Raw genomic sequence first — 16,704 nt, 5'->3', positions numbered from 1 at the left:
GGCATATGCAACAGGTCAGGCAGTGACGTATTTTTATTAAGTATATGAATTTAATAAATAAATTAAGGTGGCACGGTTGCTGCTATTAGTCAGGGGAGTGTGGCTCTTTGTTGGAGCCGCGAACCTGACAATAGGAGTCACCATGAGCAAGAAACTGAAAGTCACGGCTGTTGCAGGCAGTACCAGCCGTCCCTCCCGTACCCTGACACTGGTCGAGGAGATCGCCGAGCGGCTGGGCAAGCACCTGCCGATTGAACTCAAGCTGATTGAGTTGGGCGAACTGGGCCCCGACCTTGGTGCTTCGCTCAACTATGACAGCATCAAGCCCGCTGTGCGCAAGGCGATTGACGATATCGAGAGCGCCGACGTGCTGATCTTTGCCACCCCGGTCTACCGTGGTTCATACACCGGCCTGCTTAAGCACCTGTTTGACCTGGTGCATTACGAATCCCTGATTGATGTGCCCGTGCTTCTGGCCGCTACCGGCGGCAGCCTGCGCCACTCGCTGGTGATCGAGCATCAGTTGCGCCCCATGTTCAGCTTCTTCCAGTCGCTGACATTGCCAGTGGGCGTGTATGCCATCGAGAGCGAATTCACCAACTACAAGATCAGCAACGAAGCGCTGGACAAGCGCATCGACCTGGCCATTGAGCGCGCACTGCCTTTTTTGAAGCACCGCGAGCTGGCCACGCCTGAAGCGGCAGAAGCCACCGCCAAGCTGGTTGCCAGCGCTTCCTGATTTATTCGCATATCACGACCTTATTTACGAAAGGAATTTATTGTGAGCACACCTTCGCAACAAGCCCCCATCAAGTTCGCTTACTGGGTACCCAATGTCAGCGGCGGCCTGGTCGTCAGCAATATCGAGCAGCGCACCAGCTGGGATTTTGAATACAACAAGAAGCTGGCACAGATTGCCGAAAAGGCGGGGTTTGACTATGCCCTTAGCCAGATCCGCTTTACCGCCGGTTACGGTGCCGAATATCAGCATGAGTCCGTGTCGTTTTCGCATGCCTTGCTGGCGGCTACCGAAAAGCTGAATGTGATTGCTGCCATCTTGCCGGGACCGTGGGACCCCGCCGTGGTCGCCAAGCAGATTGCGACTATTGACCACCTCACCGGTGGCGGCCGCATTGCCGTGAACATTGTCTCGGGCTGGTTCAAGGGCGAGTTCGTGGCGATTGGTCAGCCATGGCTGGAGCATGACGAGCGCTATCGCCGCTCGCAGGAATTTATCGAGGCGCTGAAAGGCATCTGGTCCAGGGATGACTTCAGCTATCACGGTGATTTCTACCGTTTCCACAATTACTCGCTGAAACCCAAGCCATTGAAGCAACCTGAAGTGTTTCAGGGTGGCAGCTCGCGTGCTGCACGTGACATGGCCGCCAAGGTATCCGACTGGTACTTCACCAACGGCAATACGGTGGAAGGCATCAAGGCGCAGATTGACGATATCCGCGCCAAGGCTGCGGCCAATAACCACAGCGTCAAGATCGGCGTGAATGCCTTTGTGATTGCACGCGATACCGAAGAAGAAGCCAGGGCCGTGCTGGCCGAGATTATTGCCAAGGCCAATCCCGAGGCGGTCAATGCCTTTGGTGATGCTGCAAAGCAGGCGGGCAAATCCAGCCCTGAAGGCGAAGGCAACTGGGCCAAATCGACATTTGAAGACCTGGTGCAATACAACGATGGTTTCAAGACCAACCTGATTGGCACCCCACAGCAAATTGCCGAGCGCATTGTGGCACTCAAGGCGGTGGGCGTGGATCTGGTGTTGTCGGGTTTCCTGCACTTCCAGGAAGAGGTTGCTTACTTCGGTGAGAAGGTCTTGCCGCTGGTGCGCGAACTCGAAGCTGGCAAGGTTGCCCTGGCCGCGTGAGCAGAAAAAGGCAGGCCTATTCCATGAGCAACGATACGCTGCCCAGCCTGCTGCGGGCGCAGTCCGAGCAGCGCGGAGCCGATGTCGCCATCCGCCACAAGCAGCTGGGCATCTGGCATGCCTTGCGCTGGCAGGATGCCCAGCGCGAGGTACTGCAGCTCGCTGCCGTCTTGCGTGAGCGCGGTTTCAACAAGGGTGATGCGCTGTTTCTGCTAAGCCATCCACGGCCACAGGCCTTGCTGCTGCAGCTGGCGGCGCAATGGCTGGGCGGCTTTGCCGCGCCAGTGGACCTGCTGGTGGAGCGTGCGGTGACCGTGCAGCTGCTGCAAAAGCTGCGTCCGGCCTTTGTGTTTGCCGAGGGCGAAGATGAAGTGGCGTTGCTGGCGGAGGCTGAGCTTGCCCCGCGGCTGGTGATTTACGCTGACCGTCGTGGTCTGGCGGGCGATGCGCAGGCGTCGCGTCTGGATTACGCCGATGCACTCAAGCTCGCGGCAGCGCCCTTGCACGAGGCACCGCTGGTTGCTCCGGTGGATCATGCCTTTGCCTTTCACCGGCTGGATGCGGGAGGTCTGGTGCACTTGCAGACGATCAGCCACCACGAGCTGCTGAATGAAGGCCGTCGCCTGCTGCGGCAGGAGAATCTGAGCGTAGCGGATGAGGCGCTGGCCGCGCGAGCATTTGCTGCCAGCGGTCACGCGCGTTACCTGCTGGCACCCTGGCTGCTGGCCGGGTTCAGGTTGAATTTCCCGGAAAACCTGGCAACGCGCGATAACGACCGCCGCGAGCTGGGCCCCACGCTGGTGGCTGGCACACGCGAGACCTATCAGCGGCTGGAATCACTGGTGCAGCAGCGTTTGCCGCAAGCCGGTACCTGGCGGCGACGCCTGGTGGATTGGGCCCTGCGCACCTCAAGTGCCGCGCGCAATCCGCCGCCCATCTCGCTGAAGCCTGCAGCGAAGTCTAACCGGCGCTTCAGTCTGTCGCTGACGCTGGCGCAGTGGCTGGTGATCAGCCCGCTGCGCGATGTCATCGGTTTCAGCCGCACGCGTGTGCCCTTGCTGGTGGGCGAGCCTTTGCCGGAATCTTCACTGCGCTTTTTCCGTAGCCTGGGCATCGAGATTCGCAACTGGGAAGAGCATGCCTACTGGTATGTGCTGGAGGGCGGCAGGGCGCGCGTGGTCAAACGCGGTCCCTCATCGCTGCAAGTGCAAGCCAGTCCCAGCCTTGCTGCTGCTGCCATCAATACTGCGGGGATTCCATCATGAGCAGCCCTTTGCTTGAGCTGAACCATATCTCGCTGTCATTCAAAGGCGTGAAGGCGATTACCGACATCAGCTTTGCCGTGCGAGAGGGCGAAATTTGCGCCCTGATCGGCCCCAATGGCGCTGGTAAAAGCTCGCTGTTGAATGTGATCAATGGCGTGTATCAGCCGGATATCGGCGACATCACTTATGCCGGTACCCGTTTGCGTCGCATGCAGCCGCATGCGGCGGCGCGTCGCGGCATTGCCCGCACCTTTCAGAACATCGCCTTGTTCAAGGGCATGAGCGTGCTGGATAACGTGCTGACCGGTCGCAACCTGAAGGTGCGTGGCAGCTGGCTGGAGCAGGCGCTGCATATCGGCCGGGCGCCGGGCGATGAAGTGATCCAGCGCCAGCGCGCCGAAGAGATCATTGATTTTCTGCGCATACAGCCCTGGCGCAACAGCATCGTCGGCACCTTGCCCTATGGCCTGCAAAAACGGGTGGAGCTGGCGCGTGCGCTGGCGGCCGAGCCCCGGCTTCTGCTGCTGGATGAGCCCATGGCTGGCATGAACCACGATGAAAAAGCCGACATGAGCCGTTTTATTCTCGATACCCAGCGCGAGTTCGGTACCACCATCGTGTTGATTGAACACGATATTGGCGTGGTGATGAATCTCTCGGACCACGTGGTGGTGCTGGATTACGGCAAGAAAATTGGCGATGGCACGCCGCAGGAAGTGCGCGAGAACCCGGACGTGATCGCGGCATATCTGGGGACATCGCATTAAGCAGGTTCATACACGATTGGTCACCCTCAGGGGAAAGTAAAACGAAATGGAATTTTTCTTTGAAGTATTGCTGGGCGGGCTATTGGCGGGCGTGATGTATTCGCTGCTCGCCATTGGCTTTGTGCTGATTTACAAGGCCTCGGGCGTTTTCAACTTTGCCCAGGGCTCCATGGTGCTGTTTGCCGCGCTGACCTTTGTCAGCCTGCTGGAGCGCGGCATTCCGTTCTGGCTGACCTTTGCCATCACCCTGCTGACCATGGTGGTGCTGGCCTGGGCGATTGAACGCTTCATGCTGCGCAAGCTGGTTAACCGGCCGCCGATTACGCTGTTTATGGCAACGCTGGGGCTGAGTTACATGATCGAAGGGCTGGCGCAGGCGGTGTGGGGCGCACAGGTGCATGGGCTGGAACTTGGCATCAGCGATGAGCCGCTGGAACTGGGCGGCATGCTGCTGTCGCAGTTTGATATTTTTGCGGCAGGCGTGGCTGGCGTGCTGGTGATCTTTTTATCCTGGCTGTTCAACAAGACCCGCACCGGGATTTCTTTGCGCGCCGTGGCCGATGACCAGCTGGCGGCGTTGGCGGTCGGCATCAAATTGCAGCGTATCTGGCTGATCGTGTGGGCGGTGGCCGGGTTTGTCGGCCTGGTGGCGGGCTTGTTATGGGGCGCGCGCCTCGGCGTGCAGTTTTCCCTGTCGCTGGTGGTGCTCAAGGCCTTGCCGGTGCTGATTATCGGCGGGTTTACGTCGATTGGCGGGGCGATTGTGGGTGGCCTGATCATCGGTGCCTCGGAAAAACTGGCGGAGGTCTTTATCGGCCCCATCATCGGCGGTGGCATTGAAAACTGGTTCCCGTATGTCCTGGCCCTGGTGTTTTTGCTGGTGCGGCCGGCGGGTATTTTTGGCGAACGTGCCATCGAGCGCGTGTAGGAGAGCAGCATGCTGTATAGAGAATCCGGACAATTCATCAGCGATTACCGCGCCGATCGCCGCATCTTCCGCTTGTGGCAGGAGCGCCTGGGCTTTTACCTGCTGCTGGTGTTTGCCTTTGCCGTGGTGCCTTTCATTGCCAACGATTACTGGTTCAGTGCCATCCTCGTGCCTTTTCTGGTGCTGTCGCTGGCCGGGCTGGGGCTGAATCTGCTCACCGGTTATGCCGGGCAGTTATCGCTGGGCTCGGCGGCCTTCATGGCAGTTGGGGCCTTTGCTGCCTATAACTTCCATTTGCGCATTGAGGGCCTGCCCTTCCTGCTTAGCTTTGTGCTGGGCGGTATCACCGCCGCCGGGGTAGGCATACTGTTTGGCCTGCCGAGCTTGCGTATCAAAGGCTTTTATCTGCTGGTGTCGACCCTGGCGGCGCAGTTTTTCGTGCAATGGGTGTTGACCAGTTTTGGCTGGTTTTCCAATAACAACTCCTCCGGCGTGATTACCGCCCCGCCATTGCTGGTGTTTGGTCGCGACTTCAGCTCGCCAGCCGGGCGTTACCTGCTCACGCTGGCCGTGGTGGTGGCCCTGGCATTGCTGGCGCGCAATATTGTGCGCAGTGAACTGGGCCGGCACTGGATGGCAGTGCGCGATATGGATACGGCAGCAGCGGTGATCGGCATTCCCATCCTCAAGACCAAGTTGCTGGCTTTTGCCATCAGCTCGTTCTTCCTCGGGGTGGCGGGGGCCTTGTGGGCGTTTACCTATCTGGGCACCGTGGAGCCGCATGGCTTTGATCTCACACGCTCGTTCCAGATTCTGTTCATCATCATCATCGGCGGCATGGGCAGCATACTGGGCAATTTTCTGGGGGCCGCGTTTATCGTGCTGCTGCCGATCCTGCTGTCGAATCTGTCCGGTACGGTGCTGGCAGGGCTGATCGACCCCGGCCAACTGGAAAACCTGCAAAAGATCATTTTTGGCGGGCTGATTGTGTTTTTCCTGATCAAGGAGCCGTTTGGTCTGGCCCGTCTGTGGCAGAACTTCCGTGAGCGCAGCCGCGTCTGGCCGCTACGGTACTGATTCCCGCGCTGGTAGCGCCGGTGATGTCAACATCTCCCGGCGCGGCCACGCACATACTTAGTCAATAGGGGGCAAAGCATCATGTGTTGAATTCCGGCATTTGTGCGGTCTTTTATATAACTAAAAACGCTGTTGATTTATTTAATTAAAACCAAGGAGTCTATCTGATGTTACGAGTTGTCCAACAAGGCCTTAAGCTGGCCGCGGCCATTGGCCTGGGGTCCAGTCTGTTAAGTGCGAGTCTGTTTGCAGGCAGCGCCCAGGCGGCAAATGAGCAGTATTTTCCCTTGCAGAGCTATCGCGTAGGCCCTTACGCCGCTGGCGGTACCGGCTTTTTCGGTGGCTTTATCGATTACCTGCAATACGTGAACACCAAGGAAGGCGGCGTTAACGGCGTCAAGTTCACCTGGAGCGAGTGCGAAACCGAATACGTGGTGGAAAAAGGCGTGGAGTGCTACGAGCGCCTGAAAAAAGGCCTGAACGGCGCCCCGGCTGCCGCGACCAATCCGCTGTCCGTCGGCATTGCCTATGCCACGCTGGAGCGCTCGGCTGCCGACAAACTGCCGCTGATCACCATCAACCATGGCCGCACGGATTCTACCGATGGCAGCGTGTTCCCGTATGTATTCCCGCTGCAGTTGAACCCGTATAGCGAAGTGTCCGCCATCATCAACTACATCGCCACCAGGTCTGGCGGCCTGGACAAGCTCAAGGGCAAGAAGATTGTGACGCTGTACCACGGCTCCCCCTATGGCAAGGAAACCAACCCCATTCTGGAATTGCTGGCCAAGAAATACGGCTTTGAGCTGACCCTGCTGGAAGTGCCACACCCTGGCAACGAGCAGCAATCGCAATGGCTCAACATCCGCCGCATCAAGCCGGATTGGGTGATCCTGCGTGGCTGGGGCGTGATGAATCCGGTAGCGCTGAAAACAGCCCAGAAGACGGGCTTCCCTGCGGACCACATCATCGGCAACATCTGGAGCAACTCGGAAGAAGATGCCGCACCTGCGGGCTCCGCTGCCAAGGGCTTTATCTCGATTACCACGCATCCTTCCGGCACTAACTTCCCGGTGTTGCAGGATATCGACAAGGTCGTGCTGAAGGCGGGCAAGGGCAATCTGCAGGATCCCAAGCGCTTTGGCACCGTGTATTACAACCTGGGTGTGGTGAATGGCATTCTGAACGTGGAAGCCGTGCGCGTGGCACAGGCCAAATTTGGCAAGCGTCCGCTGACTGGAGAAGAAGTGCGCTGGGGCTTTGAAAACATCCGCCTGGATGAAAAGCGCCTGAAAGAACTCGGTGCCTACGGCCTGGTGCAACCACTCAAGCTGTCTTGCTCTGACCACGAAGGCGGCGGTGCGGTGCGCTTCCAGCAGTGGGATGGCAGCAAATGGAATGTGATCTCGGATTGGGTGCAGGCAGACCGCAAGTTGCTGCGCCCTATCATCGAAGAGTCGTCGCACCAGTATGCCAAGGAAAAAGGCATTACCCCACGCGATTGCTCCAAGGAATCTTGATCGCCTGAGCTGAAAGGCACTGCGTGAGCCCCGCAGTGCTGTTCATGAAACAGGCTCGCGACGTGATCCCCCTTGGTTGCGTGACGTGAGCCTGATTCCGGTTGCGCCTTTGTTGCCGATGGCAATGAGGGCGCCTCCGAAATCATTACCTGATGGAGTGCGCCATGACGGCCCCTTTGCTGCAACTTGATAATATTGAAGTCATCTACGACAAGGTGATCCTTGCCGTGCGCAACATCTCGCTCAAGGTCGCGCCTGGCAGTATCGTCGCCTTGCTGGGCGCCAATGGCGCGGGCAAGAGCACCACGCTCAAGGCGATTTCCGGCCTGGCCAATGCCGAGCGCGGCGAGGTGGTCGATGGCCGAATTTATTACCTTAACCGCGACATCACCAGTGCCACGCCAGATAGCCTGGTGGAGCTGGGCCTGGTGCAGGTGCTGGAAGGCCGTCACTGCTTTGCGCACCTCAGCGTGGAAGAAAACCTGCTGACCGGCGGCTATGTGCGCCATCGCTCCCGCGCCAGACTCAATGAATCGCTGGAAAAGATTTACCATTACTTCCCCCGTCTCAAGCTGCTGCGGCGCAACCAGGCTGGCTATACCTCGGGTGGTGAACAGCAGATGGTGGCGATAGGTCGCGCGCTGATGGCGGAACCCAAACTGGTGCTGCTGGATGAGCCTTCCATGGGGCTGGCGCCGCTGGTGGTGGAAGAGATTTTTGAGATTGTGCATACGCTGAATCGCCAGCAGGGCGTGAGTTTTCTGCTGGCCGAGCAGAACGCCAGCATTGCCCTCAAGTATGCGGATGTGGGTTACATCATAGAAAGTGGCCGCGTGGCGGCGGAAGGTACCACCGCCGACCTGAAAAACCGCAGCGATCTGCAGGCGCTGTATCTGGGGCTGGAAGCCGCCTAGGCGCAGGTGCCGTGCATGCTTGCATGGCTGGTTAAACGGGGCTGGCTTGAAACGGGCGGACTAAGTGGACACGGCAGTGGGCGGTCGCCTGGTTGGCATGGCGGGCTTGCTGGCCTGGGGTTCAGGCCTCAGACATACACATCAATAGGTGGATTCTGGCTGCGGTCCACCTCTGCGCTGGTGGCTTTCTGCTTCAGCTCTTCGCGCATCTGATCCAGCAGCTTCTGCTTGTCTTCCGGGCTCATGGCCTCAAACTCTTCCTTGCTGATGCCGTGCGCGTTCATCCATGACCACTGCAGCTTTTCCGCGTACGACATCTTCATGTAATCCTGCAACTCCTGGGCGGGATCACTCTTGACCTGACTGTTCTCCAGCGGTTTTTCGGAGGCCACCACGCTGCTGGTGCTCTGCTGGGTACTCTCTTCGGCAGTCTGCGTGCTCAGCTCCAGCGCTTTTGCCTGGCTGCTCTCCACGCGCGTGCGATAAGCCGCCGCTGCTCCCAGCGGCGTGGCAGTGATGAATGGGCTGATACTCATGCAGGACTCCCCGACTTCTTGTTATTGGCTGATCGCATACACCATGCGTCAGCCTTGCATCATAGTCAGCGAGGCGGTCGGGCAAAGGCCGGAACAGAACGGATTTTGGCGGTTTGTTTGCGCGTATGGAGTGTGGGGCCCCGCCAGCGGCCCCGGGGTGGCTTACTGCGGATGACGGGCTGGCTGCGGCGTGTAGCTCCACTTGGGTATCCATAGTAGTGCCAGTAGCGACACCAGCGCGATAGCAATGCTGATCCACAACATGAGCGGATAGCTTGCCATGCGTTGCGGGTAGATATGCAGTACCGCGCCCAGGCCAATGGCATTGCCGCCCGCCACCAGCACGGCGGCGGCGTAATCCTGAAAGCGGCGGGCACGGTTGGCACCCTGCGCCCATTGGGGGTCGGTGTTGTAGCTGGGCAGGCCGTGATCATCATTGCCCAGTTGCTCCAGCTGCGAGAGGAAACGGCGCAGATTGGTGATGGCACGCTCGGTTTTGTAATTCAGAAATGCCAGACAGGTGGACGCCACAGGAAAGCCCAGTACCAGCCACTCTAACGGCAGGGTATCCTTGCCAGCGCCTGGTTTGAGCGCAACCAGCGCTGCCAGCAGGCTGACTGTGAGGGTGACATACAGCGTAAGCGCCTGCTGGCGCTGGTTGATGCGAGCATTGACTTCCTGATAGGCGGCAATAAAACGGTAATTGGCGTCTACATGATGTGGTTTGCTCATGCGATCTCCTTGTGATGTTAACCCGGGCGGGCAGGGCGATGGTTTGCGCTGGCCCGCCGGGTGCGGATGGAATGGCTGGGTTTAAACCTGGCTCAGCGCTTGTTCCAGATCGGCAATCAGATCATCCACGTGCTCAATGCCGACGGACAAACGCACCAGGTCTTCGCTCACGCCGGCTTTTTTCAGCTCTTCCGGGCTGAGCTGTCTATGCGTGGTGGTGGCCGGGTGGCACGCCAGGCTCTTGGCATCGCCGATATTGACCAGGCGGGTGAACAGCTGGAGCGCATCAATAAAACGCGTGCCACCTTCCCGGCCATGCTCCACCCCAAACGACAGAATGCCGGAGGCGCGGCCGCTCAGGTATTTGTCGACCAGTGCGCGGTCAGGATGATCCGGCAAGCCGGCGTAATTGACCCATTTCACCTTGGGGTGTTGCTGCAGGTATTGGGCAATGCGCAAGGCATTGTCGCTATGGCGCTCGATGCGCAGCGGCAGGGTTTCCAGCCCTTGCAATATCAGGAAGCTATTGAACGGGCTGATGGCGGCGCCTGTATTGCGCAGCGGTACCACGCGGGCGCGGGCAATATAGGCGGCGGCGCCCAGGGCTTCCACGTAATTCACTCCATGGTAGCTGGCGTCGGGCGTATTCAGGCTGGGGAAGCGCTCGGCATGCTCGCCCCAGGGGAATTTGCCGCTATCGATAATGGCACCGCCGATGGAGTTGCCGTGGCCGCCTATGTATTTGGTCAGCGAGTGCACCACGATATCCACGCCATGCTCAAAGGGCCGCGCCAGAATAGGCGTAGCGACCGTGCTGTCGACGATCACCGGCACGCCATGGCGATGCGCATGGCGGCTGATGGCCTCAAGGTCGACCACATTGCCCAACGGGTTGCCTATGGTTTCGGCAAACACCAGCTTGGTTTTGCTATCGATCAGCTTTTCCAGCGAAGCCGGGTCGCGATAATCAAAAAAGCGCACTTCTATGCCCTGCTTGGGCAGGGTGTGGGCAAAATAGTTATAGGTGCCGCCATACAGCGTGGAAACCGAGACGATGTTGTCGCCCGCCTCGGCGATGGTCTGGATGGCATAAGTAATCGCCGCCATGCCTGATGCCAGCGCCAGCGCGCCTATGCCGCCTTCGAGCTGGGCCAGGCGTTCTTCCAGCACGGCGGTGGTCGGGTTCATGATGCGCGTGTAGATATTGCCCTGCACTTTCAGGTCAAACAGGTCAGCGCCATGCTGGGTGTTATCAAAGGCATAGGAGCTGGTCTGGTAGATCGGTACGGCCACGGCCTTGGTGGTCGGGTCGGGCGTATAGCCAGCGTGGATGGCAAGGGTTTCCGGTTTCATGGTTTCTCCTGTTGCGTCGTTGTTGTGGCGTTACTATAAACCCGGCGTAAGGGCGGGGTTATAACGTTTGGTCAGATGCTTATAACCGGCCTGAGCGGGGATGCCTTGTGATACCGATCAGTTGCCGGGTATACAAAAAGGCATATAAAAAAGCCCGTTGCGTACAACGGGCAGTGAGAGGCTCGGTGAGCCGCCGGCGCCTGATGGCGCCATGCGGGCAAATTAGAAGAAATGCGCGACGTGGAAGATGACTTTCACACCGTCGATATCCGGCTGGTTATTGTCCTGCTGCTGTTTGAACCAGAAAGTATCAATACGCACATTGCTGCCCTTGATCAGGTAGCTGGCACCCAGGTCCAGGCGGCGGGTGTTGGTATTGGTGGTGTCGTTATCAAAGTCCTGATACACGAACTTGGGCTGGATCTTGCCGATGCCTACCGTCTGCGCAAAGGCATAGCTGCCGGTGACAAAGTAGCCTTTGCCTTGTGGCGCGAGGGTATCGCCAGTGTTGTCATTGTTGTAGTTGTAATAGGAGGCTTCGGCACCCACCACGGCGCCATTCTCCAGGGGTTTTTCCAGGCGGCCGTCTACGTTCCAGTAACGGTAATCACCGGGGTTGGTAATGGTACCCGCGCCATCTTTCTGGAAGCGGTAAGAGCCCCCGACCGACAGGATGGATTTCGAGCCATCATAGCTGGCCAGATTGTAGAAACCAGGCTCGGTATCCCAGAAGTTGTACTGCAGGCGTCCGGCAAATGACAGGTTGTCTGACTGGTTGGAACCGCCATCGCGGCCCTTGAAGGCACCGATCTGGTATTTTAGTGCCTGGCTTTCGTTGGAACCCCAGACGGTAGCGCCATCATCACGACCACCAAAGCGGTTGGGCGCCTGCTCGACCAGCGGGAAATCGAAGGTGGGCGGATACATGGGGGCCGACGCGGAAGCACGGCTGGCTGGCGGCAAAAAGCGGCCCACCCATACGTTGAAATACTTGTTCAGCTCCAGGCCCACGTGCGCATCCAGAATTTCGATCTGGTTATCGGCGGAATTGCGCGCAAAGTTGAATTCAAACGAGACATTCTCATGCACCTTGCCGTTGGTGTAGAGGCGCGCTTCTTCCGTCTCAAAATCATTCGAGCGGTCTTTGCCGTTAGGCGCGGCATCCTTGATCGAGCTATAGCTGCCGCGATAAGCCACGCCGATGTTGATGAACTGATCTTCATCGCGTTGAAAAGTGGGCGCCGCCAGTGCTGCCGCGCTGCTCCCCAGCAAGACTGCCGAAACCGCCAGTGTCGTCCAGTGTGATGTAAATAATGAGTTTTGCATTGTTATATACCCTGATAGTGATGGTGAAAACGTCATCGCCGTGGCCTGCAAATGCTGCGTAGCAGGCAAGCTGGCAAATCGAGGGTATATAGGCACGGAGCGTGCCATGTGCGAGCTTGTTTTAAATCAATAAGTTATTAATTTTTATGCAAAAATGACTTGCTGGTTGACCAGCAGGATGACGAATGGGTGCTGATGGGAAAGCAGGTTTTATAAGGCGGCTGGAATTCGCCCTAAGTTGCCTGAGAGGTGAATCTTCAGACGTAATACTTATTGGTTTCTGGGGAGTGGCCGTGTATGCAGATTGCCTGCTTGGCATCTGCATTTTTGCTCATGCAGATAACGTTTCGTGTAGGCTGTACCTCCGTCGTATCCCTGCTCGAGGCAATATTTCCGGCACTCTGCATCCATTTCATCTTTGTTGGCGATTACTAAACTGTAAATGCCCCAAGCAAAAAGAGGCATCCACCAAATCGGCGAATGCCATGCCAGATGAGCTTTAATGACGCGCCATACTCTGGCGCGATCCAGTGATTTGAATTGCATGTTCGTCTTGAGTGTAATTGTTATTAAGCCAACCCAATCCCTCGCGCCATCAGCACCGCCAGCAAGGGAATAATCAGCAGCAGTAACATTTCCAGCCGGATGACCATGATGATGCTTTTGGGCGCCACGATACTGGCCGCAGTGCTGTTTCGATGGCGCAACAGGAACAGCGTGGGGTGGATGGACAGCAGGCCGATCAGCACGAACAGCGTCACTTTGGCATGGAAGACGGGGTTGGCGGTGTAAAACGCCGCGGGGTTGCCAACGGCAAAGGCGAGCAGCAAGCCTGTGATCAGAATCACGCCAGCGGATATGCCGTAAATCAGATCAATCAGGGCGACCTTTTTCAACGCTTCGGCGGACATGTCGGCCTTGAGCTGCACATGCTCGACCATGAGGGATGAAGCGAGCACCAGAATGCCGATGAAGTGCAGGTATTTGACGATGACGTAACTCATGCTGAGGGCCTTTTGCGTGAATGAATGTTGCGAAAAAAATCAGGTGTCATTGATCTGAAGGTGATCGTGCTGCGCTATGTGGCAGCTTAATGCAAACCCCAGCATGTTTGATGGTTTTTACACTATGGGCAATAGCGATTGAGCAGGTCATTCATGGGGCTGCTTGCCGTGATGGCTGTGCCCATGATGGCGTTCTCTGCCTGCTCTGGGCCAGTCACTGGCATGCCCTTGACGGTATGCGGGCCTGACCATATTTCCCTGCCGGTCTGGTCAAAATAGCGATGCCATTCCGGCCACCATTCTTCTTCACCACAGCTTAAAAACACACGCATTTCGTTGGTGTAGTAGCGGTAGTTTTTGCCTTCTATGATTTCGGTCTGCGGCGCTTTGCACTCGGTGCGAAAGGTGATGCGCAGGTATTGATCCTTATCCAGCGTGACCTTTTCTACCATGGTGTTGCTGAAGACCTGGCAGCCATCCGGATTCTGGCCAAACGCCTGCCAGGCGGGCCCAGCGGCGAGAAGCAGGGGGCTGAAAAGGCACAGGCACAGCAGGGCAATGACGCGCATGACAGGTTTCCTGATACTGGTAGGCAATTTTAAATGGGTGTCTGGCGGCTCAGTCGCCAGACATGTTCCTGCGCCGGAACGCGGCCTTTGAAGCCACCGGCAACCTCTGGGCATTCTAAAAGATCAAGCGTGTATTGCGACTGGTAATGCTGTTTTACCTCGGCATCTTCCACGGAAAACGGCGGGCCGGATAATTGCGACTGCTCGTAAACGTAACAGATGAGCAGTTGCGGCGCGGTGTGGCTGATGGCCATGAGATGCGCGGCGTATTTCTCCCGTAGTGGCGCGGGCAGGGCAACCAGGGCAGCGCGGTCATAAATGGCATCCACCTGGCCCAGGATATCGGCCGTGAGATCAAAAATATCCCCGACAAAAATATCGATATGCTGCGCGTGGTAGTGTCTGAGTTGGCCGCGTTGCGTGATTTCCGGGGTGAGCTTTAGCTCGGCGAATAATTGTGTGACAGCCAGTTCACTCAACTCGGCCCCGGCCACGCGGAGGCCCTGATTCAGCAGCCAGTGAATATCCAGCGTTTTGCCACAGAGCGGGATAAACACGCGCGATTGCGGGGCCAGCGACAGGCTGGGCAAATGCTTTACCAGCAAGGCATTGGCGCTTGCTTCATGAAAGCCGATCTCGTTTCTTTCCCAGCGCTGATGCCAAAAGCTGGCTTCCATATCATCCCTTTGTGGTGGTGGCGGGTGTGATGGCCGCTTGATCAGGCCTTTTTAACAAATTCCGATTTCAGTTTCATGGCACCTACGCCATCAATCTTGCAGTCGATATTGTGGTCGTTATCGACCAGGCGGATGTTCTTGACCTTGGTGCCGACCTTGACCACTAGTGAGGAGCCTTTGACTTTCAGGTCCTTGATCACGGTGACGGTATCGCCATCTGCCAGCAGATTGCCATTGGCATCATGCACGACCAGGCCATCGGCTGCGGTAGGGGCTGCCTCACCGGGCGTCCATTCATGGCCGCATTCCGGGCAGACCAGCATATTGCGGTCTTCATAGCCGTAGATGGAACTGCATTGGGGACAGGGTGGGATTTGACTCATGTTGGATCTCTTATCGTTTTGATTTTATGGTGTTGATGGTGTGTGGCATCTATGCAGTCATTAGAGCGTGGACCGGGATGGCATGGCATGGCACGACAGCCATCCCTGTTGCGAACATGCCTACATATTCACATAGTTGGGCCCGCCGCCGCCTTCCGGCGTCACCCACACGATATTCTGCGTCGGGTCCTTGATGTCGCATGCTTTGCAATGAATGCAATTGGCGGCGTTGATCTGCAGGCGCGGATCGGTGTTTTCTTCCACGATCTCATACACCCCCGCCGGGCAATAGCGTTGCTCCGGGGCGTCGTATTTGGCAAGGTTGACGGTGATCGGCACCGAAGCATCTTTCAGCGTTAGGTGAACAGGCTGGTCTTCATCATGCTGCACGTTGGACAGGAAGATGGACGACAGGCGATCAAAGGTCAGCACGCCGTCGGGTTTCGGGTAGGCGATGCGCGTGGCCTGGTCTTTGGTTTTGAGGCATTCGTTGTCGGCCTTGCCGTGCTTGAGTGTCCATGGCGTGCGTATGCCGGCGCGGGCGAGCCACATTTCAAAGCCGCCATAAGCCGAGCCGAGCAGGCTGCCAAAGCGCGAGAGGGCAGGTTTGATGTTACGCACGGCGTCGAGGTCTTGCCAGATCCAGGAGGCGCGCAGTTTTTCCTGATAGCTGCTGAGAATGTCGTACGAGCGTTCGCTGCCCAGGGCTTCAAATACGGATTCGGCGGCCAGCATGCCGGATTTCATGGCATTGTGGCTACCCTTGATGCGGGGCACATTCACCAGGCCCGCGGCGCAGCCGATCAGCGCGCCACCGGGGAATACCAGCGTGGGCAGCGATTGCAGGCCACCTTCGTTGATGGTGCGTGCGCCATAGCTGATGCGCTTGGCGCCTGCCAGCATGGGGGCAATTTTCGGGTGCGTCTTGAAGCGCTGGAATTCCTCAAATGGGCTCAGGTACGGGTTGCTGTAATTCAGATGCACCACATAGCCGATGGCGGCGATATTGTCTTCCAGATGATAGATGAAGGCGCCGCCACCAGTGTCGTTGTCCAGCGGCCAGCCTTGTGCATGCATGACCAGCCCCGCCTTGTGCTGGCTGGGGTCAAGCTGCCACAGCTCCTTGAAGCCGATGCCGTACTTTTGCGGTTCGGCCTTGTCGCGCAGCTGAAATTGCTGCTCCAGCTTGCGGGTGAGCGAGCCGCGTGTGCCTTCGGCAATCAGGGTGTAATGGGCATGCAGCTCCATGCCGGGCGCGAAGCCAGGCTTTTCGGTGCCATCGCGTGCCACGCCCATGTCGCCGGTGACGACGCCCTTAAGCGCGCCGGATTCGTCATACAGGAGGTCGTAGCCAGTAAAGCCAGGGTAGATTTCCACGCCCACCGCTTCGGCCTGCTCGCCCAGCCAGCGCGTGAGGTTGCCCAGGCTGATGATGTAATTACCGTGGTTGCTCATTAGCGGCGGCAGCAGTTTTTCCGGAATGGTAAAGCCACCTTTTTCTGTCAGAAACAGAAAGTGATCTTCGGTCACTGGGGTGTGCAAAGGTGCGCCCAGGGTTTTCCAGTCGGGGAAGAGTTCATTCAATGCGATGGGGTCGATGACCGCGCCCGAAAGAATATGGGCGCCCACTTCGCTGCCTTTTTCCAGGATGCAGATACTGATTTCGCGTTCTTCGGCGGCGGCCAGTTGCTTGAGGCGGATGGCGGCAGAGAGCCCGGCCGGGCCTGCGCCAACTATCAGTACATCGTAATTCATGACATCGCGTTGCATGGTG

17 protein-coding genes are annotated in these 16,704 nt (G+C 57.8%); 8 read left to right on the top strand and 9 right to left on the bottom strand.

The features are described 5' to 3' along the window. The first annotated feature begins 142 nt into the window (after window positions 1-142). The 8 genes from msuE to MPQ_RS09575 all read left to right on the top strand — a co-directional run bounded on the left by msuE (window position 143) and on the right by MPQ_RS09575 (window position 8,350). On the top strand, window positions 143-739 hold the full coding sequence (msuE, locus tag MPQ_RS09610; protein ID WP_013442739.1) for an FMN reductase: 597 nt from the start codon (window positions 143-145) through the stop codon (window positions 737-739). A 42-nt stretch (window positions 740-781) separates the two neighbouring features. Continuing rightward, window positions 782-1,879 carry a dimethylsulfone monooxygenase SfnG gene (gene sfnG, locus MPQ_RS09605; protein WP_013442738.1) on the top strand — a complete coding sequence of 366 codons (1,098 nt, stop codon included), beginning with the start codon at window positions 782-784 and terminating at the stop codon, window positions 1,877-1,879. A gap of 23 nt (window positions 1,880-1,902) precedes the next feature. Then, window positions 1,903-3,144, top strand: coding sequence for an AMP-binding protein (locus MPQ_RS09600; RefSeq protein WP_013442737.1), 1,242 nt, complete (start codon window positions 1,903-1,905; stop codon window positions 3,142-3,144). Continuing rightward, on the top strand, window positions 3,141-3,911 hold the full coding sequence (locus MPQ_RS09595) for an ABC transporter ATP-binding protein (protein WP_013442736.1): 771 nt from the start codon (window positions 3,141-3,143) through the stop codon (window positions 3,909-3,911). The genes MPQ_RS09600 and MPQ_RS09595 overlap by 4 nt, the downstream gene beginning before the upstream one ends. A gap of 46 nt (window positions 3,912-3,957) precedes the next feature. Then, complete coding sequence (locus tag MPQ_RS09590; RefSeq protein ID WP_013442735.1) at window positions 3,958-4,839, top strand: branched-chain amino acid ABC transporter permease; 882 nt, start codon at window positions 3,958-3,960, stop codon at window positions 4,837-4,839. 9 nt (window positions 4,840-4,848) lie between these two features. Further along, window positions 4,849-5,916, top strand: a complete 1,068-nt coding sequence (locus tag MPQ_RS09585; RefSeq protein WP_013442734.1) for a branched-chain amino acid ABC transporter permease — start codon at window positions 4,849-4,851, stop codon at window positions 5,914-5,916. 167 nt (window positions 5,917-6,083) lie between these two features. Beyond that, window positions 6,084-7,436, top strand: coding sequence for an ABC transporter substrate-binding protein (locus tag MPQ_RS09580; protein ID WP_013442733.1), 1,353 nt, complete (start codon window positions 6,084-6,086; stop codon window positions 7,434-7,436). A gap of 164 nt (window positions 7,437-7,600) precedes the next feature. Next, complete coding sequence (locus MPQ_RS09575) at window positions 7,601-8,350, top strand: ABC transporter ATP-binding protein (RefSeq protein WP_013442732.1); 750 nt, start codon at window positions 7,601-7,603, stop codon at window positions 8,348-8,350. A 128-nt stretch (window positions 8,351-8,478) separates the two neighbouring features. On the opposite strand, the gene MPQ_RS09570 is transcribed toward MPQ_RS09575, so the two are convergent. From MPQ_RS09570 to MPQ_RS09530, 9 genes are all read right to left on the bottom strand, one after another. Beyond that, window positions 8,479-8,886: a hypothetical protein gene (locus MPQ_RS09570; RefSeq protein WP_013442731.1), complete on the bottom strand. Its 408-nt coding sequence runs from the start codon at window positions 8,884-8,886 to the stop codon at window positions 8,479-8,481. 162 nt (window positions 8,887-9,048) lie between these two features. Continuing rightward, window positions 9,049-9,618: a hypothetical protein gene (locus MPQ_RS09565; RefSeq protein WP_013442730.1), complete on the bottom strand. Its 570-nt coding sequence runs from the start codon at window positions 9,616-9,618 to the stop codon at window positions 9,049-9,051. An 81-nt stretch (window positions 9,619-9,699) separates the two neighbouring features. After that, window positions 9,700-10,971 carry an O-acetylhomoserine aminocarboxypropyltransferase/cysteine synthase family protein gene (locus MPQ_RS09560; protein ID WP_013442729.1) on the bottom strand — a complete coding sequence of 424 codons (1,272 nt, stop codon included), beginning with the start codon at window positions 10,969-10,971 and terminating at the stop codon, window positions 9,700-9,702. A gap of 222 nt (window positions 10,972-11,193) precedes the next feature. Further along, window positions 11,194-12,297, bottom strand: a complete 1,104-nt coding sequence (locus tag MPQ_RS09555; RefSeq protein WP_041362272.1) for a porin — start codon at window positions 12,295-12,297, stop codon at window positions 11,194-11,196. A 569-nt stretch (window positions 12,298-12,866) separates the two neighbouring features. Beyond that, window positions 12,867-13,301: a DUF2214 family protein gene (locus MPQ_RS09550; protein ID WP_013442725.1), complete on the bottom strand. Its 435-nt coding sequence runs from the start codon at window positions 13,299-13,301 to the stop codon at window positions 12,867-12,869. Window positions 13,302-13,423: 122 nt separating this feature from the next. After that, the gene (locus MPQ_RS09545) at window positions 13,424-13,870 is read right to left on the bottom strand and encodes a hypothetical protein (protein WP_013442724.1); all 447 of its coding nucleotides are present in this window, start codon (window positions 13,868-13,870) and stop codon (window positions 13,424-13,426) included. A gap of 29 nt (window positions 13,871-13,899) precedes the next feature. Next, window positions 13,900-14,547 (bottom strand): thiopurine S-methyltransferase, encoded by a 648-nt coding sequence (tmpT, locus tag MPQ_RS09540; protein WP_013442723.1) that lies wholly within the window; start codon window positions 14,545-14,547, stop codon window positions 13,900-13,902. Between the two features lie 41 nt (window positions 14,548-14,588). Next, the gene (locus MPQ_RS09535) at window positions 14,589-14,930 is read right to left on the bottom strand and encodes a zinc ribbon domain-containing protein YjdM (RefSeq protein WP_041362269.1); all 342 of its coding nucleotides are present in this window, start codon (window positions 14,928-14,930) and stop codon (window positions 14,589-14,591) included. Window positions 14,931-15,050: 120 nt separating this feature from the next. After that, the gene (locus MPQ_RS09530; protein ID WP_013442721.1) at window positions 15,051-16,700 is read right to left on the bottom strand and encodes an electron transfer flavoprotein-ubiquinone oxidoreductase; all 1,650 of its coding nucleotides are present in this window, start codon (window positions 16,698-16,700) and stop codon (window positions 15,051-15,053) included. Between the last annotated feature and the right edge of the window lie 4 nt (window positions 16,701-16,704).

Source organism: Methylovorus sp. MP688 (assembly GCF_000183115.1).
GTDB classification, from domain to species: domain Bacteria; phylum Pseudomonadota; class Gammaproteobacteria; order Burkholderiales; family Methylophilaceae; genus Methylovorus; species Methylovorus glucosotrophus.
The sequence above is the reverse complement of the archived record's forward strand: the minus strand, read 5'-3'. Positions and strand labels throughout refer to the sequence as shown.

Bases quoted from the DNA above. Each gene is read 5' to 3' on its own strand.
- MPQ_RS09575 (WP_013442732.1), top strand. From the start codon at position 7,601: ATGACGGCCCCTTTGCTGCAACTTGATAATATTGAAGTCATCTACGAC.
- MPQ_RS09600 (WP_013442737.1), top strand. From the start codon at position 1,903: ATGAGCAACGATACGCTGCCCAGCCTGCTGCGGGCGCAGTCCGAGCAG.
- msuE (WP_013442739.1), top strand. From the start codon at position 143: ATGAGCAAGAAACTGAAAGTCACGGCTGTTGCAGGCAGTACCAGCCGT.
- MPQ_RS09530 (WP_013442721.1), bottom strand. From the start codon at position 16,700: ATGCAACGCGATGTCATGAATTACGATGTACTGATAGTTGGCGCAGGC.
- MPQ_RS09570 (WP_013442731.1), bottom strand. From the start codon at position 8,886: ATGAGTATCAGCCCATTCATCACTGCCACGCCGCTGGGAGCAGCGGCG.
- MPQ_RS09555 (WP_041362272.1), bottom strand. From the start codon at position 12,297: ATGCAAAACTCATTATTTACATCACACTGGACGACACTGGCGGTTTCG.
- MPQ_RS09585 (WP_013442734.1), top strand. From the start codon at position 4,849: ATGCTGTATAGAGAATCCGGACAATTCATCAGCGATTACCGCGCCGAT.
- MPQ_RS09560 (WP_013442729.1), bottom strand. From the start codon at position 10,971: ATGAAACCGGAAACCCTTGCCATCCACGCTGGCTATACGCCCGACCCG.
- MPQ_RS09565 (WP_013442730.1), bottom strand. From the start codon at position 9,618: ATGAGCAAACCACATCATGTAGACGCCAATTACCGTTTTATTGCCGCC.
- MPQ_RS09580 (WP_013442733.1), top strand. From the start codon at position 6,084: ATGTTACGAGTTGTCCAACAAGGCCTTAAGCTGGCCGCGGCCATTGGC.
- MPQ_RS09590 (WP_013442735.1), top strand. From the start codon at position 3,958: ATGGAATTTTTCTTTGAAGTATTGCTGGGCGGGCTATTGGCGGGCGTG.
- MPQ_RS09545 (WP_013442724.1), bottom strand. From the start codon at position 13,870: ATGCGCGTCATTGCCCTGCTGTGCCTGTGCCTTTTCAGCCCCCTGCTT.
- MPQ_RS09595 (WP_013442736.1), top strand. From the start codon at position 3,141: ATGAGCAGCCCTTTGCTTGAGCTGAACCATATCTCGCTGTCATTCAAA.
- MPQ_RS09535 (WP_041362269.1), bottom strand. From the start codon at position 14,930: ATGAGTCAAATCCCACCCTGTCCCCAATGCAGTTCCATCTACGGCTAT.
- tmpT (WP_013442723.1), bottom strand. From the start codon at position 14,547: ATGGAAGCCAGCTTTTGGCATCAGCGCTGGGAAAGAAACGAGATCGGC.
- MPQ_RS09550 (WP_013442725.1), bottom strand. From the start codon at position 13,301: ATGAGTTACGTCATCGTCAAATACCTGCACTTCATCGGCATTCTGGTG.